The organism is Gordonia sp. GONU (assembly GCF_024733855.1).
GTDB classification, from domain to species: Bacteria; Actinomycetota; Actinomycetes; order Mycobacteriales; family Mycobacteriaceae; genus Gordonia; species Gordonia amicalis.
Genome location: NZ_JANRHB010000008.1, coordinates 45,587 through 66,921, shown reverse-complemented (window position 1 = coordinate 66,921; position 21,335 = coordinate 45,587). Strand labels below are relative to the sequence as shown.

36 protein-coding genes are annotated in these 21,335 nt (G+C 66.0%); 2 read left to right on the top strand and 34 right to left on the bottom strand.

The window, feature by feature from the left end; translation table 11 throughout:
- The first annotated feature begins 270 nt into the window (after positions 1 to 270).
- Complete coding sequence (locus tag NWF34_RS10140; RefSeq protein WP_258324925.1) at positions 271 to 708, top strand: hypothetical protein; 438 nt, start codon at positions 271 to 273, stop codon at positions 706 to 708.
- 234 nt (positions 709 to 942) lie between these two features.
- On the opposite strand, the gene NWF34_RS10135 is transcribed toward NWF34_RS10140, so the two are convergent.
- The gene (locus NWF34_RS10135) at positions 943 to 1,596 is read right to left on the bottom strand and encodes a hypothetical protein (protein WP_258324924.1); all 654 of its coding nucleotides are present in this window, start codon (positions 1,594 to 1,596) and stop codon (positions 943 to 945) included.
- Positions 1,597 to 1,992: 396 nt separating this feature from the next.
- Between NWF34_RS10135 and NWF34_RS10130 the strand changes: the two genes are divergently transcribed.
- The gene (locus NWF34_RS10130; protein ID WP_258324923.1) at positions 1,993 to 2,184 is read left to right on the top strand and encodes a hypothetical protein; all 192 of its coding nucleotides are present in this window, start codon (positions 1,993 to 1,995) and stop codon (positions 2,182 to 2,184) included.
- A 72-nt stretch (positions 2,185 to 2,256) separates the two neighbouring features.
- On the opposite strand, the gene NWF34_RS10125 is transcribed toward NWF34_RS10130, so the two are convergent.
- The 33 genes from NWF34_RS10125 to NWF34_RS09965 form a co-directional block, all read right to left on the bottom strand.
- Positions 2,257 to 2,430 (bottom strand): hypothetical protein, encoded by a 174-nt coding sequence (locus NWF34_RS10125; protein ID WP_258324922.1) that lies wholly within the window; start codon positions 2,428 to 2,430, stop codon positions 2,257 to 2,259.
- Positions 2,431 to 2,488: 58 nt separating this feature from the next.
- Positions 2,489 to 3,001 (bottom strand): phage tail tube protein, encoded by a 513-nt coding sequence (locus tag NWF34_RS10120; RefSeq protein ID WP_258324921.1) that lies wholly within the window; start codon positions 2,999 to 3,001, stop codon positions 2,489 to 2,491.
- A 1-nt stretch (position 3,002) separates the two neighbouring features.
- Positions 3,003 to 3,443 (bottom strand): minor capsid protein, encoded by a 441-nt coding sequence (locus NWF34_RS10115; protein WP_258324920.1) that lies wholly within the window; start codon positions 3,441 to 3,443, stop codon positions 3,003 to 3,005.
- A complete protein-coding gene (locus NWF34_RS10110) occupies positions 3,440 to 3,763 on the bottom strand; it encodes a hypothetical protein (RefSeq protein ID WP_258324919.1) in 324 nt (107 codons plus the stop codon). The genes NWF34_RS10115 and NWF34_RS10110 overlap by 4 nt, the downstream gene beginning before the upstream one ends.
- Positions 3,764 to 3,780: 17 nt before the next feature.
- Positions 3,781 to 4,101 (bottom strand): hypothetical protein, encoded by a 321-nt coding sequence (locus NWF34_RS10105; protein ID WP_258324918.1) that lies wholly within the window; start codon positions 4,099 to 4,101, stop codon positions 3,781 to 3,783.
- Positions 4,102 to 4,168: 67 nt separating this feature from the next.
- Positions 4,169 to 4,540 carry a hypothetical protein gene (locus tag NWF34_RS10100; protein ID WP_258324917.1) on the bottom strand — a complete coding sequence of 124 codons (372 nt, stop codon included), beginning with the start codon at positions 4,538 to 4,540 and terminating at the stop codon, positions 4,169 to 4,171.
- A 3-nt stretch (positions 4,541 to 4,543) separates the two neighbouring features.
- Positions 4,544 to 4,984, bottom strand: coding sequence for a hypothetical protein (locus NWF34_RS10095; protein ID WP_258324916.1), 441 nt, complete (start codon positions 4,982 to 4,984; stop codon positions 4,544 to 4,546).
- Positions 4,984 to 5,916 carry a hypothetical protein gene (locus NWF34_RS10090; RefSeq protein ID WP_258324915.1) on the bottom strand — a complete coding sequence of 311 codons (933 nt, stop codon included), beginning with the start codon at positions 5,914 to 5,916 and terminating at the stop codon, positions 4,984 to 4,986. Before NWF34_RS10090 ends, NWF34_RS10095 begins: the two co-directional genes overlap by 1 nt.
- Positions 5,917 to 5,919: 3 nt before the next feature.
- Positions 5,920 to 6,330, bottom strand: coding sequence for a hypothetical protein (locus NWF34_RS10085; protein WP_258324914.1), 411 nt, complete (start codon positions 6,328 to 6,330; stop codon positions 5,920 to 5,922).
- Positions 6,331 to 6,332: 2 nt separating this feature from the next.
- Positions 6,333 to 7,601, bottom strand: coding sequence for a head maturation protease, ClpP-related (locus NWF34_RS10080; RefSeq protein ID WP_258324913.1), 1,269 nt, complete (start codon positions 7,599 to 7,601; stop codon positions 6,333 to 6,335).
- The gene (locus tag NWF34_RS10075; protein WP_258324912.1) at positions 7,598 to 9,901 is read right to left on the bottom strand and encodes a hypothetical protein; all 2,304 of its coding nucleotides are present in this window, start codon (positions 9,899 to 9,901) and stop codon (positions 7,598 to 7,600) included. Before NWF34_RS10075 ends, NWF34_RS10080 begins: the two co-directional genes overlap by 4 nt.
- 13 nt (positions 9,902 to 9,914) lie before the next feature.
- Positions 9,915 to 11,489 carry a terminase large subunit gene (locus tag NWF34_RS10070; RefSeq protein WP_258324911.1) on the bottom strand — a complete coding sequence of 525 codons (1,575 nt, stop codon included), beginning with the start codon at positions 11,487 to 11,489 and terminating at the stop codon, positions 9,915 to 9,917.
- Positions 11,461 to 11,757 carry a hypothetical protein gene (locus NWF34_RS10065; protein ID WP_258324910.1) on the bottom strand — a complete coding sequence of 99 codons (297 nt, stop codon included), beginning with the start codon at positions 11,755 to 11,757 and terminating at the stop codon, positions 11,461 to 11,463. Before NWF34_RS10065 ends, NWF34_RS10070 begins: the two co-directional genes overlap by 29 nt.
- A gap of 139 nt (positions 11,758 to 11,896) precedes the next feature.
- A complete protein-coding gene (locus tag NWF34_RS10060) occupies positions 11,897 to 12,253 on the bottom strand; it encodes a hypothetical protein (protein ID WP_258324909.1) in 357 nt (118 codons plus the stop codon).
- Positions 12,253 to 12,678 (bottom strand): hypothetical protein, encoded by a 426-nt coding sequence (locus NWF34_RS10055; RefSeq protein ID WP_258324908.1) that lies wholly within the window; start codon positions 12,676 to 12,678, stop codon positions 12,253 to 12,255. The genes NWF34_RS10060 and NWF34_RS10055 overlap by 1 nt, the downstream gene beginning before the upstream one ends.
- Position 12,679: 1 nt before the next feature.
- Positions 12,680 to 12,988, bottom strand: coding sequence for a hypothetical protein (locus NWF34_RS10050; protein WP_258324907.1), 309 nt, complete (start codon positions 12,986 to 12,988; stop codon positions 12,680 to 12,682).
- The gene (locus tag NWF34_RS10045) at positions 12,988 to 13,383 is read right to left on the bottom strand and encodes a hypothetical protein (RefSeq protein WP_258324906.1); all 396 of its coding nucleotides are present in this window, start codon (positions 13,381 to 13,383) and stop codon (positions 12,988 to 12,990) included. The genes NWF34_RS10050 and NWF34_RS10045 overlap by 1 nt, the downstream gene beginning before the upstream one ends.
- A complete protein-coding gene (locus NWF34_RS10040) occupies positions 13,370 to 13,696 on the bottom strand; it encodes a hypothetical protein (protein WP_258324905.1) in 327 nt (108 codons plus the stop codon). The genes NWF34_RS10045 and NWF34_RS10040 overlap by 14 nt, the downstream gene beginning before the upstream one ends.
- A 231-nt stretch (positions 13,697 to 13,927) precedes the next feature.
- Complete coding sequence (locus tag NWF34_RS10035) at positions 13,928 to 14,665, bottom strand: hypothetical protein (RefSeq protein ID WP_258324904.1); 738 nt, start codon at positions 14,663 to 14,665, stop codon at positions 13,928 to 13,930.
- Positions 14,662 to 14,979: a hypothetical protein gene (locus NWF34_RS10030; RefSeq protein ID WP_258324903.1), complete on the bottom strand. Its 318-nt coding sequence runs from the start codon at positions 14,977 to 14,979 to the stop codon at positions 14,662 to 14,664. Before NWF34_RS10030 ends, NWF34_RS10035 begins: the two co-directional genes overlap by 4 nt.
- Positions 14,976 to 15,266 (bottom strand): hypothetical protein, encoded by a 291-nt coding sequence (locus NWF34_RS10025; RefSeq protein ID WP_258324902.1) that lies wholly within the window; start codon positions 15,264 to 15,266, stop codon positions 14,976 to 14,978. The genes NWF34_RS10030 and NWF34_RS10025 overlap by 4 nt, the downstream gene beginning before the upstream one ends.
- Positions 15,263 to 15,415, bottom strand: coding sequence for a hypothetical protein (locus NWF34_RS10020; RefSeq protein WP_258324901.1), 153 nt, complete (start codon positions 15,413 to 15,415; stop codon positions 15,263 to 15,265). Before NWF34_RS10020 ends, NWF34_RS10025 begins: the two co-directional genes overlap by 4 nt.
- Entirely contained in the window at positions 15,409 to 15,924 is a 516-nt protein-coding gene (locus NWF34_RS10015; protein WP_258324900.1) for a hypothetical protein, read from the bottom strand. Before NWF34_RS10015 ends, NWF34_RS10020 begins: the two co-directional genes overlap by 7 nt.
- The gene (locus tag NWF34_RS10010; RefSeq protein ID WP_258324899.1) at positions 15,921 to 16,325 is read right to left on the bottom strand and encodes a hypothetical protein; all 405 of its coding nucleotides are present in this window, start codon (positions 16,323 to 16,325) and stop codon (positions 15,921 to 15,923) included. Before NWF34_RS10010 ends, NWF34_RS10015 begins: the two co-directional genes overlap by 4 nt.
- Entirely contained in the window at positions 16,322 to 16,816 is a 495-nt protein-coding gene (locus NWF34_RS10005; RefSeq protein WP_258324898.1) for a hypothetical protein, read from the bottom strand. The genes NWF34_RS10010 and NWF34_RS10005 overlap by 4 nt, the downstream gene beginning before the upstream one ends.
- Positions 16,813 to 17,694, bottom strand: a complete 882-nt coding sequence (locus NWF34_RS10000) for a hypothetical protein (RefSeq protein ID WP_258324897.1) — start codon at positions 17,692 to 17,694, stop codon at positions 16,813 to 16,815. Before NWF34_RS10000 ends, NWF34_RS10005 begins: the two co-directional genes overlap by 4 nt.
- A gap of 115 nt (positions 17,695 to 17,809) precedes the next feature.
- Complete coding sequence (locus NWF34_RS09995; RefSeq protein WP_258324896.1) at positions 17,810 to 18,232, bottom strand: hypothetical protein; 423 nt, start codon at positions 18,230 to 18,232, stop codon at positions 17,810 to 17,812.
- A gap of 311 nt (positions 18,233 to 18,543) precedes the next feature.
- Complete coding sequence (locus tag NWF34_RS09990) at positions 18,544 to 18,738, bottom strand: hypothetical protein (RefSeq protein WP_258324895.1); 195 nt, start codon at positions 18,736 to 18,738, stop codon at positions 18,544 to 18,546.
- On the bottom strand, positions 18,738 to 19,499 hold the full coding sequence (locus NWF34_RS09985; protein ID WP_258324894.1) for a hypothetical protein: 762 nt from the start codon (positions 19,497 to 19,499) through the stop codon (positions 18,738 to 18,740). The genes NWF34_RS09990 and NWF34_RS09985 overlap by 1 nt, the downstream gene beginning before the upstream one ends.
- Before the next feature lie 291 nt (positions 19,500 to 19,790).
- A complete protein-coding gene (locus tag NWF34_RS09980) occupies positions 19,791 to 20,045 on the bottom strand; it encodes a hypothetical protein (RefSeq protein WP_258324893.1) in 255 nt (84 codons plus the stop codon).
- Positions 20,042 to 20,383 (bottom strand): hypothetical protein, encoded by a 342-nt coding sequence (locus NWF34_RS09975; protein ID WP_258324892.1) that lies wholly within the window; start codon positions 20,381 to 20,383, stop codon positions 20,042 to 20,044. The genes NWF34_RS09980 and NWF34_RS09975 overlap by 4 nt, the downstream gene beginning before the upstream one ends.
- A complete protein-coding gene (locus NWF34_RS09970; protein WP_258324891.1) occupies positions 20,380 to 20,730 on the bottom strand; it encodes a hypothetical protein in 351 nt (116 codons plus the stop codon). Before NWF34_RS09970 ends, NWF34_RS09975 begins: the two co-directional genes overlap by 4 nt.
- Positions 20,727 to 20,939: a hypothetical protein gene (locus NWF34_RS09965; protein ID WP_258324890.1), complete on the bottom strand. Its 213-nt coding sequence runs from the start codon at positions 20,937 to 20,939 to the stop codon at positions 20,727 to 20,729. Before NWF34_RS09965 ends, NWF34_RS09970 begins: the two co-directional genes overlap by 4 nt.
- Between the last annotated feature and the right edge of the window lie 396 nt (positions 20,940 to 21,335).

Here is a 21,335-nt window from a genome sequence, read left to right as displayed (position 1 = left end):
CCTGCCGCCCCACCTGCTGCAGGTTCGACCTGGTCCGATCGAGCGACTGCTCGACACCCGAATCCTGCACCCGAAGCTGGGCAATCAGGTCCGCGACAATTATCGCCAAGAGAACTCTCACCGCCCCTTCTGAAACGACGAGACCCCGGAAGGCAGTGCTGCATTCCGGAGTCCCTCTCGATGCCTTTGATGTTTGAATCCAGCGGTGTGGCTCCCGTGCCCCACCTCAACGACCACGATCACCGCTCCGTAACCGGTTACGATCAGCCGATGAAGCACACCTTCGCTGCTGTCACGCTCAGCTTGTTAGCCGTCGTTCTCATCGGATGCGGTAGTGCCAGCTCACCTTCCGGAGGGTCAGGCACCTCGGTCATCTCCACTGATGAGAGCAGCTACTCGATCGACTCCTGGCGCAACTGGGGACGTGCGGGTGTGGAGTGGCTCAGCGAGTGCGACGAATACGCCTGGGGCTGCGTCAATGACCAGGCCGGTGATCTCTTGACGGCAGCCTCAACACTGCCAACGGACGACACCGGAGCTGGCGCGTTACTGCCGGTGTACGCCTACCAGAACACATACCGGGAGTACGTCGCCGAAGGATGTGAGAGCGGCAGCACAACGTCTCTGAACTGCTCGGTGAAGCTCCAACAACTCAGCGTCGGGCGGAAGAACATCACGAACGCGGCTCTTGAACTATCCGGGTCTTGACGTTCATCCACACACTCAGCCGAGGGCCGCGGAGCAGTAGATCAGTGATCTTGTCTTCGAACCATTTCCAGGTTCGTTCGCGGAGGATTCCGCTTTCGACGTCGATGCCGTAGACCTCGTGGAGGTCGTGGGTCACGCTGACCCACTGTTCGAGGATCTCCGGCCAAGTGACTCGCGCTTCGGCCGGCGCCGCAGTGGTCGTTGCGGACTGGGCGTACCAGTCGCGCATCCCGGTTACTGGGTCGTAGTCCCCGCCGCCCGGGTCGTCTTCGCCGTACGCTTTCGGGCGCGGGTCGAAGAGCCCGTAGCGGCCTTCGACGAGGTGGCCTTCTTGGCTGCCGCCTTCTTCGGCGCAGTCTTCTTCGCCGCCCGCTTGGCCGCCCGATTCGGGAATTCCACCGGCTGCTCCGCTGCCCCCGGATTCGGGGGCAGCGGGTTTCCCGATGCGGCGTCCGCGAGTCCGGTCTCCCAGTGCACTTCAGCGACCGTGCGTCCCATGCCGGCGTTGAGCATCGCGGTACGGCCTGCGTGCATGATCTCGTCCCAGGACAGCCCGTCGTCGGCCATCTCCTGATACACCCCGCCCTGGTATGACCCGCGGTCGACTTCTGCGGTCATCACTTTGCCGGTTTCGTCGTCGATCATGAGCACACCAGTGTTGGGGTCGGTGAGGTTGACGGTCTCGACCTTCGACACCCATTCGGCTCCGAGGAGCGTCATGATCTCCTTCAGCTCGCCCTCGTCGGTGAGGCTCACCGTCGGGTCGCTGAACAGCAACCGCAGACGTAGCCCGTCCGCGGCGTTCACCGCCGGGATGGTGTACGTCTTGCCGCGGATCGGCAGTTGCAGTCCTGGTTTGAAGAACTCGGACAGGTCTTGGAATCCCACAGGTGGCCCTCCTCGTGGTGTGGGTGTGATGGTTTGGTGGGCGGTGCCCTCTACTTGCCTTCTAGCGCGCTCACTCGCTCATCCAGGACGCCGACGTGATCGACGAGCGATGCGATGACGTCACGGGCGCGCACAAGCCGCCCCTGTGTGAACTCCCGGAGCTTGGCGAGCGTGAGAACGTGCCGCTGGTTCAGGATGGCCGGCGGATCGTTCCTCCACGTTCACGTGAATGTCCTGCCCCTCCTTGACCGCACGAATCAGCTCGTTCAACTGCTGGGAAATCTGACTCGCGAAGTCGGAGACATCTGTCCGTCCGTCCGGGCCAGTGGAAGCGACCCGGACGGACGGCTGCTCTCCTACGCTCGGAGTGCTACCAACCGACGAAGGAGAAGAATCATGGCTCAGCCGACGTTCAAGGACTTCCAGACGCTCGTCGAACGCGTGCGTGTACTGGAAAATCGCCTCGATGACGTCACCGAGAAGTTGCGTGCGCACGAGGAGTCCACGTCCGCCGCGCGCAGCCTGAATGAGCGTGTGGAGCGCATCGAACGAGAGATGTTCGGCCCGTTCGGCGCCAGCTTGAGTTGATTGAGCGGTTTCGGTCATGGCCCCTCGATAAGTGGTGTGGCTGGCCCCGGCCCCCTGGGGTCAGCCTCGGGGTTACTGCGCTTCGAGCGCGGCGATACGGTCGGCCAGGTCGGATACGACCTCTTGCAGATCGGCGATCTCGTCGTGAGCGCCGTCGACGCCGTGCTCGATGCGGTTGAGCTCTGTAGCGGTGATCGGGGTGCCCCCGCCCGCTCCGGTGGCCCATGTCTTCGGCGTGTACGCCATCAGCTACCTCCTGGGTAGAGCGCCGAGCCGGGGAAGAGGTCCGGCCCCGGCACGGCGATCAAGGGGTTTCGGTGGTCCACTTGGCGATTGCCTGCGGCTGTCCCTTGCCGGTGAGGTCGCCCGACCACTTCTGCAGGGCCGGCGGCTTGTCATCGCCCTTGGACACCTTGACCGTCGAGTAGAACTCGTAGGCCTCCGGGATGCCGTCGGTGCGCTGGTAGCGCAGGTGGGCGACACCTGCCTTGCCGTAGGTCTCGGAGTGGTCGAGCAGCGCCTGCACGCCGGGGTCGACGACGAAGGTCGGGTCCTCTTCGCCCTTGACCAGACCGGACACGCGCACGGTGAACGCGTTGCCGATCGGGAATTCCGAGGCCCAGCCGCCGGTCGACACGTCGGTGTCGTCCTCGGTGGTCTGCTCGAACTTCGGGCCCCACTGCTGGATGCCCTTGATCTCGGTCCACTCGGGCGTTCCGGTGGTGGAGGTGTCGATCTCGACGCGGACCTGGCCCGACGTTGCCACCGACAGATCGGCGGTGTTGGTCGCCTTCAGGGGCGGGGTGGGTGCAGTCATTTCAGTCTCCTGGGTTGAGGCGGATGTGATAGTTGGCCGCCTTGGTCCAGTTCCCGTCCTCGTCGGGATCGGCTGGTGCGGCATGTGAGAACGTCACCGAAAGTGGTGACACTCCCCCCGGCCAGGAGCCGGGAGTCATTGTGTGCAGCAGGCGGAATGCTCGGCGCTCGCTGCGGAGGACCGGACGTGGGTCGGGTCCGGATTCACGGAACAGCAGCTGCACGAGGTGCAGCGGGTTGTGTTCGACGGTGAACACGTCCGGATCGGTCAGGTAGTGGTTGATCGCGACGGCCGAGGTGATGTTCTGTGGCAGCTTGCCCAAGGTCACGACCGGGAGATGGAAGTCGGTCGGGTACGGCCCTGATGGGCGGTAGATTCCGAACCCGACTTCGTCGAGGCGCTGGGCCAGCGACGACACCAGGTCGGCGGGATCGACACTCACAGCCGGTTTCTCATCGCGTCGGCGATGGCCTGTTCGATCGATGAGGCATTGGCCAGCGCGGCGGTCTCGAGGAACTTGGCCTGGCCGCCGCTGGGATGGTTGAAGTCGAGGCGCTCGTGCTGCTTCATCGCGTGCGGCGCGGTGTAGGCGACGGCAGCCTCCTTGCCCTCGGCCTGCGCTGTGCCGGACGCCAGCAGCTCTCCGTCATCGACTGGGACCAGCCGATTCGACGCCTCGAGTAACTCGTCGGCGCCCGCCTGCATCGCGGCCGTCCACGCGTCGGCAATCTGATCGAGAACCTGATCGGTGTTGTCCTCCAACGCCATCGGTCACCTCCTCAGTTGAGGTCGATCGAGTAGTAGTCAGGCGAGTTGACGAATCCGCCGATGTGGCGGGCTTCGGCGACGACGGTGCGCCACGGACCGCCGTCAATGGACACCACCGAGCCGGTCGGGATGGTGGGCGTGTCGATCGACATGCTGATCTTGGTCGCGGACACGACCTCGTTGCCTTTGTCGTCGATGACGATGCGGTTCTCGTGCTTGATCCGTCCGAGCACGGTGACGGGCTCGGACACAACAGGTCCGGCGGCGCCGTCACCGAGGTGGCGTTTGACGGAGAACTCGCGTGTGAAGAAGCGTTCGATGGTCATGGTCACGCGGCCCTCGGGAAGCCGTGCCCCCGTGAGGGGGGCCCGCACACGGGGGCACGACGATCTTGGGTGGTCACCCGAAGCGCCACGACGGTCCGACGGAGGCGATGCCGAACATCGCGCGCATCTCGGCGGTGAACACCAGCACAGTGCTGTACTCGCCGTCCCGGTAGGAACGAGATTCCACCGCGTCGTCGATCTGCACCGAATGCGCCGACAGGCCGCCGCGGTGGACGGCGGACTCGAGCGCATCGATCACCATGTCGATCGACACCTGCTTGGCCACACGACGTTTCCAGTGGCCCTCCTCCAGTCCGGACACGTCGCTGACGTGGCGGTCGATGAGGATGCCGGCCATGTCCAGGAGTGCAGTGGCGCGCATCGTCTCTTGCGGCGACAGTGCGCGCCACTGTCCCTGGATATCGGTGGGCGTGGCGTAGGACATGACCTACTGCAGCGCCTCGATCAGATCGGCCTTCGACATCGCCTCTGCGTCGGCGCGCGGGAAACCTTCCTTGCCGCCGGATGCCTCGTGAAGCGCGACCGCATAGTCCTCCCACTCCTTCACCGGAGCAACCTTCCGGGGCTTCCCGGTGGGCGGGGTGACCTCGGGTGGCACAGCACTGTTGAGATCGCCTTCCGAGGTCAGCTGCTCGTCCGCCCGGTCCGCTACGGCTTGAGCGGCGGCAGCTTCCTGTGCCTCTCGATCGGCCTCCGCGGCAGCCTCGGCCACGGCGATCGCCTCCGGAGTGGTGATGGCTTTCGCTCGCAGTAGTCGCTCCACCTCTGACTCCGGTGGGGTGACGACATCACCGCGGCGATGCCGCACGCCGTGGACATCCCGCCACGACGTGGCCGTGAGGATGTACTCGACGCCGTCGGGGCCCATCAGGCGATCCCGGTGATCCAGCAGGCCGATTCGGGCTCGTCCACACCGATCATGCGAATCTGCGTGGTGTCCGAACGCCACGTCTCCGTGGGACCGCCGTTGGGGCCACCACCCTCCGGGTAGAGGCCGGTGCCCTCAAGGGGACGCGGATCGGCGTAGAAGCCGAGGACACCGCGCTGGCACACCAGAGCCTTGTCGAGCGGCCACAGCGGCGAGTGCAGCACGTTCAGGCCGAGGACCCGTCCGGGCAGCACACCGTTGTAGGCGATCGACTGATCGGCCACGTTGCCGACGTACACCTTGTTGAAGTCCTCGTTGTCCATGAAGTCGTACAGGACTGAGGTGTTCAAGGCGATGGTGTCGGGCACGTACCCCTTCGGGAGGCTCGGGTCGCCGTCGTGGACGGCGCCGGCGATGGTCTTCATCGCCTCCTTGATGTCGGTGCGGATCTTGCTGCCGGTGCCATCCCACGCCGCGGTGGCCGCCACGTCGGGCACCGAGGCGTCGTCGAGCGCCGACCGGAATGCCGCGTCGTTGAGTCGGATGACCGTGTTGGCCGTCGCGGTGACCTGCTTACGCACCTTGTCGATCTGGTTGAAGTCCCGCATTTCGCGCGAGATCCGCACGGCCGAGCCGTACTTCAGGCCACGCGCAACCTCGGGCAGACCCTCGCCCAGGTCGAAGACGGGGATCTCGCCGAACTCGGCGACCGTCTCCGGGTCTCCGTCGAGGAACAGCGGGGTGGAACGCTGGAACTGCACCAGCAGCGATCCCGGGTTGCCCGCGTTGCGGAACAGGGTCTCGCCGATGATGTTGTCGCGCACCAGATCGATGACACGCTGCGGGATGGCGCGCGGGTTGCCCATCACCTGCTGGACGGTGATGGTCTTGCCGTCGTCGATCGACACGACGGGGGTGTTGTTCGTTGCCATGGGTCAGCCTCCCAGTCGGACGAGGACGATGTTGTCCGCGCCGCCGATTGTTTCGATGACACGACCGACGATCTGGGTGATCTTCGCCTCGGCCGGGGCCTTCTTCACCGCGCCAGCGGTATGCGCGACCACCAGATCTCCCGGAGCCGCGCTGTTGTTGGACTTGACCGGAACGACCGCCGGCGCCGACGCGACGGTCACCTGATCGGTGCCGACGTACAGCACACCCGGTGCCGGGTCGACCTTCGGCGCGGCGTCGGTGAGCGCGACACCCAGGACCTTCTCGGAGTCCGCGGTGGCCGGCACTGCACTGCGCGGACCGGTGCCCGGGTGCACCACCTGACCGCCAACGATCGCGGCCTCAGCGGTGTGGGTGATCCGCCCCTTCTCGAACTTCACGGTGATTCCGGCCATGATCAGCCCTCCAGTCCCTTGTAGGCGTCGCTCTCGCGAACGTTCTTGATGCTGTCGGGATCCGGCTCGGTCGAGTGACCGAGCTCCGACAGCGGTACGGCCGTCTCGTCGGGCAGCTCGGCGAGCAGCTTGCTGGTGCCCTCAGCGTCCGCCTTCATCAGCGCGAGAAAGTGATCACGGCGGGCGGCGGTGATCTTGCCCTTGCCGATGGCCGAGTCGACGACCGAAGCGTGCTCGCCGGCCACCTGCCGGTCGCGGGCCTCCTTGCCTGCGGCGGCCTGCGCCGTCACCTCGTCCCACTTGGCCGAATCAACCAGCCGCAGACCGTGCTTGGCCGCAGCCTGGTTCAGCTCGCCGACAGACGGCTCACCGGCGCCCGCGCCGTTGCCGTCCCCGCCTTCGGCCCGCTCTTCGAGCGCCTGGTCAAGCGCCTGCAGTGTGGTCTCGTCGTCCGCATCGGCGTCGATGCCGAGGCGCTCCGCGAGGCCTTCCTTCAAAGTGGCCACGGGGGCCTCCTTCCTTGACAGCCCCGCCGATGCCGCGGGGATGAACGGGGCCGGCGCCTGACGGCGGCCGGCGTGAGCGAAGCTCCGAAGGTCGAATCGGGCCGCGGCCTTCTTCGACTCGTCCTTGGTGTCGTCGCTCTTCACGCGATCGGCGAGCCCTGCCTCAACGGCTTCGTCCGCCGTGTACCAGGTCTCGGCCTTCATCGCCTTGCGCCAGTCCTTGGCGTCGCCGCCGGTCTTCTCGGCGTAGATCGATGCGATGTTGTCGCTCGCGCGGCCGAGCCATTCGGCGTACTCGGCCATGTCGGTGGCGCTGCCGATGCAGAAGCCACGCGCGTCGTGGATCATCAGCTCGGAGTTGCGGCACATCACGACCTCGTCGCCGGCCATCGCGATGAAGCTGGCTGCACTGGCGGCGAGGCTGTCGACCTGCACCGTCACCGTCGCGTCGTGATTGCGCAGCGCATTGGTGATGGCCAGCGCGTCGTACACGTCGCCGCCGGGCGAGTTGATCCGCACCAGGATGTTGTCGGTGTCGACGTTCGCGAGATCCTCGACGAAGTCGCGGGCGCTGACGCCGCCGAACCACGGGTCGGGATCGATGACGTCGTAGATCAGGATCTCGGTGGTCGAGTCGTCGGCCTTGTTCGACGGGGCCTTGATCTCATACCAACTGCGCCGCTCGGCCTTCGGGTGCAGCGCCGCCTGCCGATCGGTGTCGAGCTTGCGCGCGGCGGGCTGGTTGAGCAGTTCGGACAGATTCACGAGGCAACTCCCGGGGTCGGCACAGCGGGTTCGGTGGGTGTATCGGCGGACTTGGCCGGCAGCCCGAGGCGCTGACGAACCGCTTGCTCGACAAACACATCCGGCGACAGCAGCCCCGCGTCGACGAGCAGCTTCAGTCCGGCCTCGGTCAGGTCGCGGCGGGAACCGATCTCGTCGAACACCAGACGCGGTGACGGCTCGTCGACGCCGAAGTTGATGTCCACGAGGTCCTCAACGATGTGGGCGGTCGCGGTGTCGCGGACCCACTCGGCGGTCGTCTGCACCGACTGGGTGAAGGTGTGTTCCTGCACCGACGCCAGCGCATACGATCCGCCGCCACCCTCGAGGTTGAGGAAGTGCGCGAGCCCAGCGATCGCGATCATGTTGTCGTGGTAAGCGATCGCCGCACCGATATCGATCAGGTTGCCATTCGGCGTGACCAGCTTCAGGTCACCCTGGTACGGGAGCCCCACGCCCGAGTTGTCGCCGCCCCGGTACTGCTGCGCCATCTCGGCCAGCGCGTCGACGTCCTCCTGGGTCGCCCCCGGTGCGGCGGTCGCGACGGGCACACCCATCCCGGTGCGCTTGATCGCGACCGCCTGGTAGCGGATCAGCTCATCCTTGATCAGCCAGTGCTTGTACGACGGCCGCAGCAGCGAATTGCCCCACCACACGCCCGGGTCCTGGTCTCGCGAGTACACCACCAGCCGACCGATCGGGATCCTCAGCGGGTTGATCCCGTACAGCACACGACCGTTCGACGCTGGCGCGTACTGCTCGATCGACATCAGCCCGCCGTCGAGCGCGACGTTCCAGTTCGAGATCGTGCGCTGCGGCCGCGGCGCAAGCTTGCGCAAGAAGGTTCGGCCGGCGTCGTCCGGCGGCCAGTACACCTGCTCGAACACTGAGTTGCCAGTGAAGTAGACCGTGCCGCGGCGTCGCGCCAACCAAGTGCGGTTCGGCACCTGTGGGCACCAGACGCCCTCGACGGTTTCGAGCGTGTCTGCAGTGTTCTTGCCTCGTGTCGCCCGCTGCGCGTTGGCTACTGGACGAACCTCGATTTGCTTCCCGGTTCGCGTGCAGGCATTGCCGCCTGACGGCGGCGTCGACCGAGTCCAAGGGATACCAAGCAGTGAGCACGCCATCTCGAAGGCGTCCAGCATCTCTGGCTTCTTCTGGGCGATGTATCCGGCGCCGCCGCGTCCGCGGTGGCCATCGGCGTCGAGTGAGACTTCGATGAAGAGTCGCAGCTGCGCAGATGTCAGTTGGGAGATGAACTCGCCAGAAACGACCTTGCCAGGGGCTATGCGGCGAATGTCTTCTGCCAGCGACTTTGTGATGTACCAGGAAGCAGTCGGCTTCTTGACGACCCCACTCATGCGAACGGTTTCGCGCCAGCCTCCGCGACCGTGCTTCAGCGACTCCTGGCCTGGCCCATAGAGGGTGGTCAGGGTCTCGCGGATGCGTTGGCACTTCCAGCTATTGACCGCTTCGGACTGCCACAGGCAGATGCCGCCGCCCGGATGCTCCTGACCCTCAGTCCAGTACCAGGCGACCAGCTCAACGAAGGCGTCCGACCACTTCGGTTCAGTCGGAAGGTTGGCGGTTGGTGCAGCACGGATGATGCGATCGTTCGTGTTCAGCTCAGCCGACGTGCGGAATCGCAGCTTCTTGCTGTCGTAGTCGCGCGTGATCCACTTGTGGTTCAGCGTCGAGACGGACGAGTGTGACCGCCCTTCGAGGTGCCGCACGGTGTGCTGGCCTTCCCAGTGATGCACGGTCTCACAGGGCTGCCATTCACCACGACCGGTCTCTGGGTCGAGGGTCATCACCTGATCGCCTTCGCACAGGTCGCGGCCGTTGAGCCAGCCTCGCTGCGTCAGGATCTCCGTCTCGTAGTCGACGCAGTGCCCGTATGGCAGTGCGGTGAGAGCCTGCTGGAGGTGCTGCACCCACGAGAACTTGCCCTTCGTGCGCGTGGGCTGCGGCAGATTGTCGCCTCCCTCGATTGGCAGATTGAAGTTCTTCGCCACGAACTCCACGACCTCATCGCGCGCGCCGTTTGCGGCGATACGCCACGGAGTCCGCCGGATAGGCAGCGTGATCGCCGCATACAGCGACGACACACGCGAATCCTCACGCAGCATCCGGCCGAACGTCTGCACACTCTCCGGCCACTGCAGGTCGGGGACCCGCTCATCCTGCACCCATTGCGGCCAACCCGGGCCACCCGACGAATCCGCGACGTAGCCTTTCTCGGAGAACGCGGCCTTCGGCGGCTTCACTTCAACTTCGGCCATGGTCACCTCCTCCTCAGAAAGCTGCTGTCAGAGCATCGAATTCGCGCCGGTTTCCCCTTCCGTGCCCGGCGGTCTGCTTCTGGAACACCGGGGACGGCGGCGGGCCGACCTCGATCCCGTACGCCTGCAATCCCCAGAACGCGAGCGTCGCTGCTTGTAGCGGCGACAGCACGGCGTCGGAGCGGTAGTCCCAGCCCCACGCCCCTCCGGAGAACTCCTTCTTCTCCGCACCCATCAGCGCGTCGGTCAGCCGCGGGTCATCGGCGTGCGACAGTTCGTGATTCACCGCCGCGGTGTAGAACCCCGAACAGGCTTCGGTCATCTGCGACGACGACGTCAACTCCGGTTCGATACCGGCGTTCGCCAGTTCAGGCACCAACGACTTCGCCGGTGACGTGCCGTTGATCACCAGCACGCACGGGTCCCACCGGTTGATCAGCTCGAGGATCTTCTGCACCACAGCCCGGGAAGGGGCTTCGTGATAGCCGATCTCCAACCGGATACGGTCGTCGTCGGTCCAGGTGGCCGCCGCGATCGTCACCCACTTCTGGTCGGCGGTCATGTCGACGCCGAGCGCGATCGACCCCTTCACCGGCGGATTGGCTTGTCCCATGTCACCCCACAGGTCGGGGTCGATGACCGGTTCCTTCACTGTCACCTCGGTGGGCCAGTCACCCCGCCCGAGGTACTCGACGTCGAAGCTCTTGCGTCCGGCCCCGGTGGTCATCGCCTTGAACTCGGCGGCCAGCTTCTTGACGGTCTGGATCACACCGAACGACGGGTTCGCCCACCGCCAGGTCGACGGCTCGGCGCGGTCGAGTTCCTCCGGCGCCATCCACTCCGCGCCGAACAGACCCTCCTCGCCAGCCAGCAGACGTTCCCGCACCGCCGCCAGCACCTGCCCGTTCGGGTGCTGCTCCTGGTTGACCGCACTCGAGGTGTAGATCGTCTGCGGATCGTCCGCGGCCATCTTCGTCGGCGACAACGCCGCCATATCGGCCTCGGTAAGGTCGTACGCCTCGTCGTAGATGACCAGATCGACCTTGTCCAGACCGCGGCCGGCGTTCGCCGACCGGGTCGTGAACACCACCTTCGCCCCGGTCGTAAGCTCGATCGTGCCGCGCCCCTGGCTGCAGGTGTGCGACTCGACCAGCTTGTTCAGCCACGGCGTCGTCTTCACGATCGCCCACGCGCGTTTCCACAGCGACTTCGCGGTCTCCCACTGATGCGCCGAGAACACGATGTTCTCCCCGAGCTTGAACAGCCCGTACAGCACCCGGATCACCAGGATCAGCGACTTGCCGTTCTGCCGAGGAACGATCAGGCAGCACTCGGGGTGCGTCCACGTCCCATCAGGCGACTTCGCCATGATCTGATCCAGCGACCACGACTGCCACGGCATCGACCGGATCCGCCCGGCCCGGAACGCCAGCAGGCACGCCTTGCCGCCGAGCGCGGTATCGCCGGGCGTGAAGCACAACGACCGCGGAGTCTGCCGCCCCTCGAGGTTCGGCCACTCCTTCGCGACGATCTCCGCGAACGCCGCATCGACGTCGAACTCAGAGATCGTCGAGAGGGTTGCCGTCACCAGGGTCGTCCTGCTCGCTCTTCAGCCGGCGGACCTCGGCGAGGATCTGCCGCAACGCACCCGCCGTCTGCCGGGCCTCCGCCGACGCCGAATCGATCTTCAACTCGTAGTCATCGGTCAGAGTGCGATGCGTCAGCCGCGCCCACGTATCGATATCGCCCCGCAACAGCTCGTCAAACTTCGAAAGCCGATCTGCGAGCCTGCACGCCTCAATAACCAGCACCAACAGCGAAAATGGGTCCGATTCCGCCGCCAAATCGGCCCACAACGCCGATCCCGCGTCCCCGAACGCCGATCCGTACAAAAAAAACCCTGCCTCCCCTTGGCAGTCAGGCCCCCCGGGGGGTCCAGATACTTCAGGGGGGTGGGGGGTGGGCCCGTCGGGTGTGGTGGGGCTGGTCATGTGGTCACCCCCAGGTGAGGCTGTTGGCGGGGTGTCCGCCGCGGTGCTTGAGGAGTGCGGGGCGTTGGTCGTCGCGGCTGCCGTCGCCTCGTTCTTTGTTGCATTTGCCGTGGAGGAGTCGGTCGGCGAGTGTTCCGCCGTGGGCGCGGGCGAGGGTGTGGTCGGCGGCGAGTTTGCCGTTGTCGGGGTCGGTGCTGTGGGGGTTGTAGTCGGGGTTGCGTTTGGGGTCGCGGTACATGGGTTCGCCGCACCACCAGCAGGGTGTGCGGTCGGTGTGTTTGTTGAGGAGTCGTACGCGTTGCTTTTGGTGGTTCCAGCCGAGTCCGCGTTGGGTGGTGTTGCGTTGCTTGGCTGTTGGCATCAGGCCTGGCGTGCGATGTATACGCGTGGGTTGGGGCTGGCGTTGGTGCTGACGATCGCTGTAGGGATGTGCTGTTCGTACTCGTGTGCGTCGTCGAGGATGACGGTGTCGCAGTCGAGTCCGCGATGACTGTTGGTCGTGACGGCGCGAACCTCGATCAGTCCACCGTTGACGAGTTCGATGCGCAGGTTGCCGGCGCTTCGACGGATGCGAGTGATCCAATCGTTGTCGATCTCGTTGGCGATCCGGTCGAAGGTGCTGCGGGCTACGGCCCAGAGGTAGGTGCCGAACAGTACGCGGCGGCCGGCGATCGCATCAGCGATGGCGACACGGATCAGCGTCTCGGTCTTGCCGGACTGGCGGTCACCGGTGAGCTCGACGATGTTGCGTGCGGGTGCCAGCGTGGTCATCGGTCCTGCCTTCACGTCAGAGGGTGTAGCCGCGTTGGGCGACTTCGCGTGCGGCCGGGGTGTCGGGTCGGGGGTGCCAGTCGGGGCCCATGATGCGGGTGAAGCAGGCTTGGGCTTCGTCGATCTCGAGGGCGAGTTGTCCTCGGGCGTTGGCTTTCTCGAGGTCGCGGATGACGGTGATGCGTGGGAGTAGTTCGCGTTCGAACCGTCGTGCTTGGTCGGGGTTGAGGGTGTGTCCGGCTTGGATCTCTTGGGCGACTGCGGTGATGCGGGCGACGAGCATCCGCCATTTGTGGGCGTAGTGGCTGTCGGGGATGGTCTGCATCAGGTGGCGCGCTTGGGCCAGCGGACACGGATGGTGGTCGTTATACGGGAGACGCTGTCGTTGCTGCCTGTCAGGACTTCGCCGTCAGCGCCGGTGCGGAGGTAGGTGACCTCGATGCTGTGAGGGCGGATCACCGTCTCGGTGAGCCTGTTCGGCTTGATGCCGAGCGATTCGAGTGCGCGCTGAACGTCTTCGGACTGGATCTCGTCGGGCAGTTCAGGCAGGTGCATCGGAGGTCCCTGTTCGTTGATCTCGGCGAGCAGCCCTCGTGCTGCCGTCAAGCGGCTGGTGTCGGGAAGCGTGTAGGTGCACATCTCGAGGGGGCGGGGCAGGATGCCGTCACCAGGGGTGCCGGGTCCGACGCAGCCACCCGAGGCGTACTTAGGCCGGGGCACGTCGCTCTCTCCAGTTCTCGAGGTCGCCGTAGCGGGGTCGCATGTAGAAGCGGTTGCGGTCGTCGGATAGTGACTCGACGATCAGGTCGAATGCTTCTGTCGCGGTGTGGCCTTGCTCCGCGTGGAGACCGATCAGCTGGTGGATGGTCTCGTCGGGCGGGACCAGGTCGGGGCCGGGGTCGGTGTTGGCCACGCTGGGTTGGTCGAAGCCGAGGCTGTCGTCGTCGTTGGTCCACAGGGTGCCGGGCAGCCCGGATGGGGTGGCGATGGACACCCAGCGTCCGCGGCCGGCGCGGTTGAGGTTGTAGGTCATCGCGGCTGCGCCTCCGGATCGGAGAGAAGTTGGCCACCGGTAGCGGGCCCGCACTGCGCAATGCGTTGCGGCCGTTTGGCTCGGCCTTGTGGCCCGCTCTCCCCTGCTCTGCCACGAGCTGGTTGGGGCGCCCGCCGGCGGTACCGGGCAAGAATGACGAATGCTGCGTGTGGGCTATTCGGCACACTGCACGCAGCATCCCTATCAGGATGCCGTTGCAGGTCAGGACAGTCAAGCTGTTCGTACGGTGTGGCGCGCCGCGGCGAGTGCGAGAGCTTCGTCGAGGCGGTACTTTCCGGCGTGCGCGGCGAGGCGCCCGCGGGCGATCCAGCCGTCGATGGTGGATCGCGGGACGGGTTGTTTGAGGTAGATGACGAGGGCTGTGCGGAGTTCCTGTTTGGTGTAGAGCCGGTCCCGCATGACGGCTTCCATGGTGGCTCGCAGGGCGGGGATATCGATTGTGGCGCCGCAGGTTTGGCAGTCCTTCGTGTCGGCGTCCTTGCGGCAGTACACTCCTGCGCATTCGATGCCGTCGGTGGTGGATTGGCAGGGGCCGGCGAACTCGAGGTCCTGGGGTCTGTCGATGGCGCGTTTGGCTTGCTTCCACGCGTCGGTGAGTTCGTCGACGGCGGTAGGGGCTTCTTCGGTCTTGGCGAGGTCCATGAGGTGGCGGTCGAGCCAGCCGGCGTACTGGGCTGAGCGTTGTTCGCCCGGCCAGCGGCAGGCGCTGTGGGTGCAGGTGTGTTCGACCCAAGCACGCAGCGTGCCATGCAGGACGGTGGCGACTTCGGCGGCGTTCTCGTTGAACACGACCGGGGTTTCGGTGCGTTTCCCGTCCTGTTTGTCGCCGAATGCGACTTGGCGGCTGATGGTGTCGTCGAGGTCGTGGCACACCCAGTCGCGGAGTTCTCGGAGACGTAGGCCCATGAGGGTGATTTCGTGGCGGGCGAGGAACAGGTCGTCGGTCACTGGCGGGTCTCCTGCGGGTGGGCAGCGTTGGTGCCAGGAACGGATTGGGCCAGGTCAGCATCGTTGTACTCGTGCTGGGCCTCGTCGGCGAGTATGTCGGTGATGGTTTGCAGCCCTTCGTCGATGGCCTGCATGTCCAGTCCGATGGCTTCCCCGATCTGTTGCCACGTCTCGGTGATGGCCTTATCGGCGATCGCGTACATGTCGACGCCGGGGATGCGTTTCTGCCAGTAGGCAACAACCTCAGCAAAGGTGGCGCCTTCGGGTAGGGGTCGATGCAGTGTGGTGACACGGTTCACGATGTGCTCGGTCATGCTGCGCTCCTGGTGACTCGTTGGCGGTGGGCCGCGAGGCGTTGTTCGGCGATGGGGTCGGTGGCGGAGGTGAACCAGCCGCACGCGCACCACCGCGTGGTGACCGCCCGGGCAGGTGGGCCGGTGAGGTCGCGGCGGACGAAGCGGTGTTCGTTGAGCGCGGTGAGGCATTCGGGGGTGCAGATGGGCCGGAATGTCGGGTGGGCGGCGCGGGCCGCGCCGACGTCGAACGTGGCGCCGCACACGGTGCAGTCGGCGGTGGTCTGGCCGGCAGGGTTGGCGGTCATCGCTTCCACCCCTGAGCTCGGAGCTGACGAGCCACGTCCAGCCAGAGTTCCTTGTCGCCGTCGTCGAGGCCGAGCCAGTCGTCGATGTCCCAGACCAACCGGCACAGGTCGCGGGCGAGGCGCGATGTGAGTTCGTCGTCGGTCACCATTCCCCCTCGCAGTTGTGCTGGTCGCGTAGGACCGCCCATGCTGCAGTCACCCGGATGCGGGCCTCTCGGATCGCAGCGCGGAGCCGGTATCGCCAGGTCTGTTCGTAGGCTTCGCGTTCGGCGCGCTTGCGTGCTCGCTCCTGGTCCTCGGCGGCGCGTTTCTCGAGGAACGCGTCGACGGCCTCGGGCGGGTACCCGCACTCGTCGATGAGGTGGTCACGGACGGGGAGCTCGGGTTCTCGCTCCTCGGCGGGTACGAAGTACTCGCGGTAGCGAGACACGTAGCGGTCATGATCGAACGCGATTGCGACCCGGTCGATGTCGGCGATGTCGTAGCCCTTGTCGATGAGGTACTGACGGTTCGGGATGCTGGCATGCTCGACGGCTTGGCTGAGGGTGATGAACCCTCCGCTGCGATAGCCGCCGCGCCATGCGAGGTCGTGCCAGATCTGGAAGTCGGTGAGGTTATACCCGGTCGTGTCGAGTTCGATGGGCTTCTGGCGGATCATGCTGGTGCCTCCGTGAGGGTGAGTTCGACCCACATGCGGACGGTGCCGCGGGCCGTGGTGGGCGGGTGGATGATCGGCATCTGGTCGGTGACGTAGTCGGGGGTGTCGTCGGGGACGAGGCCGTAGCCGGGGTTGCGTGAGGTGCCGGCGGTGAGTGCGTCGACGAGCGCCTTCTGTGTGGGGAGGACGTTGATCGGGTCGCGGCGTCGTCGGGTGGCGGGCACCCAGTGCAGCTGGACGGTGACGTGCGCGACGCCCTTCGGCAGTCGGTGACGCACGGCGAGCCAGTGGACGTCGCGGCGGATGGCAGCGACCTCGCGGGCGTGAGCGCGGTGGTGGAGGCGGTCGTTCATCGTCAACGGCGGCGACTGCCAGGGCAGGTCGATCCGGATCGTGGTCATGGCCGGCCCGTCCTCGTGCCGTCGGTGATCCGTGTGGTGCACGGGATCTTGCGGGTCATCTTCGTGGCGAGGTTGACGCATGCCTCGTCGGGTTGGGCCTGGCATGTGCGGCACGGCACTGTGATTGCGTCGTGCTGCTCGTAGGCCGACCAGATGGGGGTTCCGTCGGCCCCGGCGATGGGGAGGCCGCCGAGCTGGCTGTCCGGGGCGGCGATGGCGACCTGCTCCCCTTTCTCGCGTTCGGCGCGTTCGCGGCGGATCTTTCGTGCCGCGGCGATGACGTCTCCGACGCGGATCGTCTGGGCGCCGGGCGCGCTGTAGTGGGCGGTGACGGCGGCGATGGCGTCGACTTGGTCGATGCCGTGTGGGTCCATTGCCTCGGCCCACGCGGTGATGCGGGGTCGGTCGGCGGTGACGCGGTCGTCGAAGATTTCGGCTCGGGCGAGGGCGGTGCCGGCGGCCCGGATCGCGGTCTCGGACGGGGTGGTCATGCGGTCTCCTGGAATTCGGCGATGAGGGCCTCGGTGGCGGCGAGGGTGTCGACGGCGCGCAGCGTGGCCTTGGTCGGTTTGGGCTGGGGTTCGGTGGCTCTGGCGGCCTTGGTGACGAATGCCGGGATCTGGGAGGCGTAGAGGCGGTCGGAGGCGTGCCACGCTTTGACGCCTTCGGCGATCTGGTGGGGTGAGATGCCGTCGGCGATGAGCTGGTCGACTTCCTGAGCGACCTCGATGCGCGTCTGCGCCGGGATGCCACCGCCTGCCCAGCGGTTGAACTCGGCGGCGAACCGGTCGGCTTCGGCGCTACGGGACGTCGCGTTGAGATCTGCGATGCGTCTCGAGGCTCGCGTCCCGCGGCGCGCTATTTCGCGGCCGCCGTGGTGAGTTACCTCAGGAACTGCGGGAGGGATGCCCTGTTCCCCTGTTCCCCTGTTCCCCTGTTCCCCTGTTCCAGGCGCGACATTTCGCGAATCCTCGCGAGGGCTCGCGAGGCACTCACGAATTTGGGAGTCCTTGTAGTTCATCGTGCCGTCTGGCCTGGGGAAACGTCCGGGTTGCGGTTTGTCCACGCGCTGAATGGATTCCCAGAACGCGACATAGAGCAGTGCGGTGCCTTCGTGGTCGTACCGCCACACCAGACCGGCCTGGTGGAGTTCGGAAATCGCTTCGGACACCCTCGCGAGGGTTCGCGAGGGCTCGCGAATGAGGTCGCGCTGGAACAAATCCCCGATGATGAGCTCGATATCGTCCTTGCCGACACCGTTGTCGTCGACGAACGATTCGAGTCCCTTCAGGACCAGCCGGGCGTCCCACGACACCGACGCGATCCGGTGGGATCGCCAGAACTCCGGCTTGGTCGAACGGATACGCACTACTGATCCACCTCCTTCTGACGTTGAGCGAGCTTGCATCTCGCGCAGACGCGGATGGTCCACTGCTGGACGCGTGAGCCGCAGCGTTCGCAGTGTGGGAACACGCCCTTCGGCATCACGACTCACCCACTTCTGGAGAGCGGTGGTATCCGTCAGGTCGTGGCAGGTATGCGGCAGTCCAGAACTCGTCTCGGCGATGCCGGCGGTCGGCGCCCCGACAGTCGGGTTGGGTGCAGTAGGTGACGGGCATGCCGTTTTCGTCGAGTCCGGATCGGAATGTTCCCGGGCAGGTCAACTGGTAGTCGCCGTCTTCTTCGTGCACGGCGACGTCATAGTCGCATGCGCTGTGCCGGCACTTCTTCCGGAGATGGAAGGTGACGGTGCCGAAGCCATGGAGGTTGCGTGAGAACGAGATCGACTGCTGTCGTGACGTGACGGGTTCCCTGCACGCCGGGCACACGCCGGGGGTGTTGAACCGCTCGAACGTGTCGCTGCTGTGTTTGGCGATGGTGTCGATGACGACGTGCTGGCAGGGCATCAGGTCTCGGCAGGTGCCGCAGATCGGGTGGTGCTCGTCAATCCTCGGCCAACCTACGTCTTTCCAGAATCCGACAGATCGCCGGTCGGTTCCCGTGGTTGGTTCCGCATCAACCGCGGTGTGTTCGACGATCCACACCGTGCGGCCTTCGCGCGCGTCTTCGCGGACGCTCACGATGCGACGTGGGATTCCGGGGTGAGTCTGCGTTGCATCCCGAATCAGCAGGTCGCCGACTTCCGGTGCGCGGTAAGTCCATTCGACTCCCATCGCCTGTAGTCGCCCATAGCGCCACAGTGGCCTCTGTCGCAGGATCACGAGTCACCGCCTGGTTGCGTCCAGGGATCGTCGGCGGCGCGCGTCTCGTCGGTGTCGACGGTGATGATGCGGCTGCGCATGTGCCGGCGCGACGTCTCGGCGCGGATGCGTTGCTGCTCTTCGATCGCCTCGCCCTGGGTGGCGAACGGCCCGACGACACGGTTGCTGAGTTCGACGTAGTACTCGGCCATCAGCTCGCCACCTGTTCCCGTTCGACGAGGCCGAGGTCGGAGCGGTCGCGTTGGACGGTGCGGGCGGTGCAGCGTAGGCGTGCGGCGATGTCTTCGGCTGAGTAGCCCAGTGCGGTGAGTTCGGCGACTTTCTGTTTGCGCCATTCGATGCGTTCGGGGTCGCGGACGATGCTGCGGACGTGGGATCGTTCGGCCTGGTAGTTGGGGTCGTCGATCCGGTCTTCGTCCCAGTCGAGGGGCAGCGGCCAGCCGTTCTTTCTGCCGCGGTTGCGTGCTCGGGTGCATGGGCCTGGGGTGAGTTGCAGTTCGCGGAAGAGGGCGGTGACGCGGCGCTCGGTGAGGGGGTCGACGTAGTTGCGTTCTCCGCGGATCAGTTCGGTGAGGTTGTCGGCGGCCAGGCCGAAACGCCTGTTGATCTCGGCTTGGCTGTAGCCGTGGGCGATGAGTGCCTGCAGGCGTCGGCGGGTGCCGAGCGCGGGAACGTCCCCGTTGCGTAGGGGCTGGGCGGGAACCGGGACGGCGAGGATTTTGTCGGCGATGCGTTTCGCGATTGTTTTCGACGGCGGTTCGCGATGCCCGTTGCGGGTCTTTCCGTGGATGAGTGATTGCAGGACGGAGCGGGTGACGCCGGCAGTTTCGGAGATCTTGCGGGTTCCCACCCCTGCGGCGCGGAGGCGTTCGACGTGCTGGCGTGTGGGTTCGGCGTCGACGAGGGAGGATTCCCAACGGCCGTAGGCTTTTTGGCGGGTGATGTGGTCCATGTAGTGGGTGTGGCAGAGGCCGCGGCTCCGTGGCCTGTTCTCGCAGCCCGGGCGGGTGCATCGTCTGAGGGTCATTGGTCGGCTCCTGTGCCGGTGATGGTGTTGTGTTCGGGTCGGAGGTTGTGCCAGAAGGTGACGGCGAACCCCAGGACGAAGGCGACGACGGTCGCGGCCGCGAGTCTCATTCGTCGTCACCGCCGGCGAACGGGTAGTCGAAGGGCATGACGTGTCGCCCGATGAGGCGGATGCCGACGCGGATGGGTGTGGCGGCGATCCAGAAGGCGCGGCGGATCACAGGTCACCGCCCCGGAGGAGGTGGAGCAGCCAGGCGCGGCGGCCGTCGAAGGTGCCCCAGTTGCCAGGGTGACCGACAAACGCCTGCACGTTCTGGACGATCGCCTCCAACTCCGCGATGCGTCCCTCGGCGGCCTGTAGTCGTTCGATGGGCACGAGCGTCTGCGATCTGCCGTAACCGTCGGTGAATCGGGTGGCTTGTGCGGGGAGGTCGCCGGTGGCGCTGATGATGGGGACGGGGTTGCCGGTCATCGCGCACCACCGTCGAGGATGTGGGCGAGAGCGACCCCTATCTGCCCCCTCGTAGTCAGCGGAAACCCCTGAACCAGCATCTCGTCGGCCAGTTCCCGCACCTGCTGGAGGGTGGCGAGAGCGGCGTCGCGTTCAGCGAGCACGATGAGCTGTAGGCGAGTCGGGGCTGTGTGCCATGCACATCCGTCGCCACGGCCGTCGACCAGGCCGCCGCACCGACACCGATGGTCGCCAGTGTGCTGCGGCGGCCGGTCACACGACCCGTAACCGCAGTACACGCCGACGGGGATCGAGGCGGGCACCTGCTCGCGGGCGTCGGCCCGCACATCGTCACTCATGGGTTGTTCCTTTCGGCGACCTGGGCGGCAGCGAGGATGGCGGCACCAAGTTCGGCGGCGTTGTCGGCCCCCATGGGTTCTGTGCTGCCCGCGAAGAGCGACACACCGCCGTCCTCGGCGACGATCGAGTCCTTCCGGACCCACCACTCGGAGCCGTCGTCATCCGCGTCGTCTGCTTCGGGTAGTGCGATGACGGTCAGTCCGCTGTCACGGATAGCGGCCACAACATGAGCGGCGTGGGAGCCCTTCTCATCGACGTTGATGCCGCAATGGCAGTTCCAGTAGCCGCCCGGTGCCATCTCGATCCGGTGGTCGGCGATGATCTGTTCGAGGTTGGGGATGGTCATGACTGCACCTCAGATATGAGGAGCCGCGCCGCATCCAGAACGCCTGCGTCGCCGTACAGTTCGAGTGCGATCCGGCGGGTAGCAACGACCATGCCGGTGGGCGAAAACACGAGCGTGATGTGGCGTGTGCTCTTGCCGTTGCCGAAGTTCTCGATGCCACCTTCCCAGTGGTAGAGCGGCGGCGGTGCGGGCAGATCGGTGATGGTCATAGCTCGTCCTCGGGATAGATGTCTCTGGCGTCGTCACAGGGCCACTTCACATGGCATGTCTCACAGAATGCCTCGGGCCGATCGCCCTTCCGCCGGGGCAACTTGAATCCGTAGCCAGCTCGGTGGCGTGCCCGCAGTGGTGCGAGGGCTTCCCGGGCGGCAGCGATGGCGAATCGCATGTCCAGGCGCGTCATGTTGTGCGTGCCGTTGACTCGTTGTGCGGCGGCGGTGGCAGGATCGGCGGTCACCGGACACCACCAGCCTCATGGGAGACGAGGGCTGGGACCGGGTACGCAAGGCTGAATACCGACCGGGCACCGCAGGATGCGCACACATACACCCAGGCATCCCCGGTGTCCTCGACGAAGCTGTCACCATCGCCGTTGAGGTCGTGGT

What these genes read in the sequence shown, in the direction of transcription:
- NWF34_RS10140 (WP_258324925.1), top strand. Translation starts at nt 271, where the DNA reads ATGAAGCACACCTTCGCTGCTGTCACGCTCAGCTTGTTAGCCGTCGTT.
- NWF34_RS10130 (WP_258324923.1), top strand. Translation starts at nt 1,993, where the DNA reads ATGGCTCAGCCGACGTTCAAGGACTTCCAGACGCTCGTCGAACGCGTG.
- NWF34_RS10125 (WP_258324922.1), bottom strand. Translation starts at nt 2,430, where the DNA reads ATGGCGTACACGCCGAAGACATGGGCCACCGGAGCGGGCGGGGGCACC.
- NWF34_RS10120 (WP_258324921.1), bottom strand. Translation starts at nt 3,001, where the DNA reads ATGACTGCACCCACCCCGCCCCTGAAGGCGACCAACACCGCCGATCTG.
- NWF34_RS10100 (WP_258324917.1), bottom strand. Translation starts at nt 4,540, where the DNA reads ATGTCCTACGCCACGCCCACCGATATCCAGGGACAGTGGCGCGCACTG.
- NWF34_RS10095 (WP_258324916.1), bottom strand. Translation starts at nt 4,984, where the DNA reads ATGGGCCCCGACGGCGTCGAGTACATCCTCACGGCCACGTCGTGGCGG.
- NWF34_RS10090 (WP_258324915.1), bottom strand. Translation starts at nt 5,916, where the DNA reads ATGGCAACGAACAACACCCCCGTCGTGTCGATCGACGACGGCAAGACC.
- NWF34_RS10085 (WP_258324914.1), bottom strand. Translation starts at nt 6,330, where the DNA reads ATGGCCGGAATCACCGTGAAGTTCGAGAAGGGGCGGATCACCCACACC.
- NWF34_RS10075 (WP_258324912.1), bottom strand. Translation starts at nt 9,901, where the DNA reads ATGGCCGAAGTTGAAGTGAAGCCGCCGAAGGCCGCGTTCTCCGAGAAA.
- NWF34_RS10060 (WP_258324909.1), bottom strand. Translation starts at nt 12,253, where the DNA reads ATGCCAACAGCCAAGCAACGCAACACCACCCAACGCGGACTCGGCTGG.
- NWF34_RS10050 (WP_258324907.1), bottom strand. Translation starts at nt 12,988, where the DNA reads ATGCAGACCATCCCCGACAGCCACTACGCCCACAAATGGCGGATGCTC.
- NWF34_RS10040 (WP_258324905.1), bottom strand. Translation starts at nt 13,696, where the DNA reads ATGACCTACAACCTCAACCGCGCCGGCCGCGGACGCTGGGTGTCCATC.
- NWF34_RS10030 (WP_258324903.1), bottom strand. Translation starts at nt 14,979, where the DNA reads ATGACCGAGCACATCGTGAACCGTGTCACCACACTGCATCGACCCCTA.
- NWF34_RS10025 (WP_258324902.1), bottom strand. Translation starts at nt 15,266, where the DNA reads ATGACCGCCAACCCTGCCGGCCAGACCACCGCCGACTGCACCGTGTGC.
- NWF34_RS10020 (WP_258324901.1), bottom strand. Translation starts at nt 15,415, where the DNA reads ATGGTGACCGACGACGAACTCACATCGCGCCTCGCCCGCGACCTGTGC.
- NWF34_RS10015 (WP_258324900.1), bottom strand. Translation starts at nt 15,924, where the DNA reads ATGATCCGCCAGAAGCCCATCGAACTCGACACGACCGGGTATAACCTC.
- NWF34_RS10010 (WP_258324899.1), bottom strand. Translation starts at nt 16,325, where the DNA reads ATGACCACGATCCGGATCGACCTGCCCTGGCAGTCGCCGCCGTTGACG.
- NWF34_RS10005 (WP_258324898.1), bottom strand. Translation starts at nt 16,816, where the DNA reads ATGACCACCCCGTCCGAGACCGCGATCCGGGCCGCCGGCACCGCCCTC.
- NWF34_RS09995 (WP_258324896.1), bottom strand. Translation starts at nt 18,232, where the DNA reads ATGCCCTGCCAGCACGTCGTCATCGACACCATCGCCAAACACAGCAGC.
- NWF34_RS09990 (WP_258324895.1), bottom strand. Translation starts at nt 18,738, where the DNA reads ATGGCCGAGTACTACGTCGAACTCAGCAACCGTGTCGTCGGGCCGTTC.
- NWF34_RS09985 (WP_258324894.1), bottom strand. Translation starts at nt 19,499, where the DNA reads ATGGACCACATCACCCGCCAAAAAGCCTACGGCCGTTGGGAATCCTCC.
- NWF34_RS09980 (WP_258324893.1), bottom strand. Translation starts at nt 20,045, where the DNA reads ATGACCGGCAACCCCGTCCCCATCATCAGCGCCACCGGCGACCTCCCC.
- NWF34_RS09975 (WP_258324892.1), bottom strand. Translation starts at nt 20,383, where the DNA reads ATGAGTGACGATGTGCGGGCCGACGCCCGCGAGCAGGTGCCCGCCTCG.
- NWF34_RS09970 (WP_258324891.1), bottom strand. Translation starts at nt 20,730, where the DNA reads ATGACCATCCCCAACCTCGAACAGATCATCGCCGACCACCGGATCGAG.
- NWF34_RS09965 (WP_258324890.1), bottom strand. Translation starts at nt 20,939, where the DNA reads ATGACCATCACCGATCTGCCCGCACCGCCGCCGCTCTACCACTGGGAA.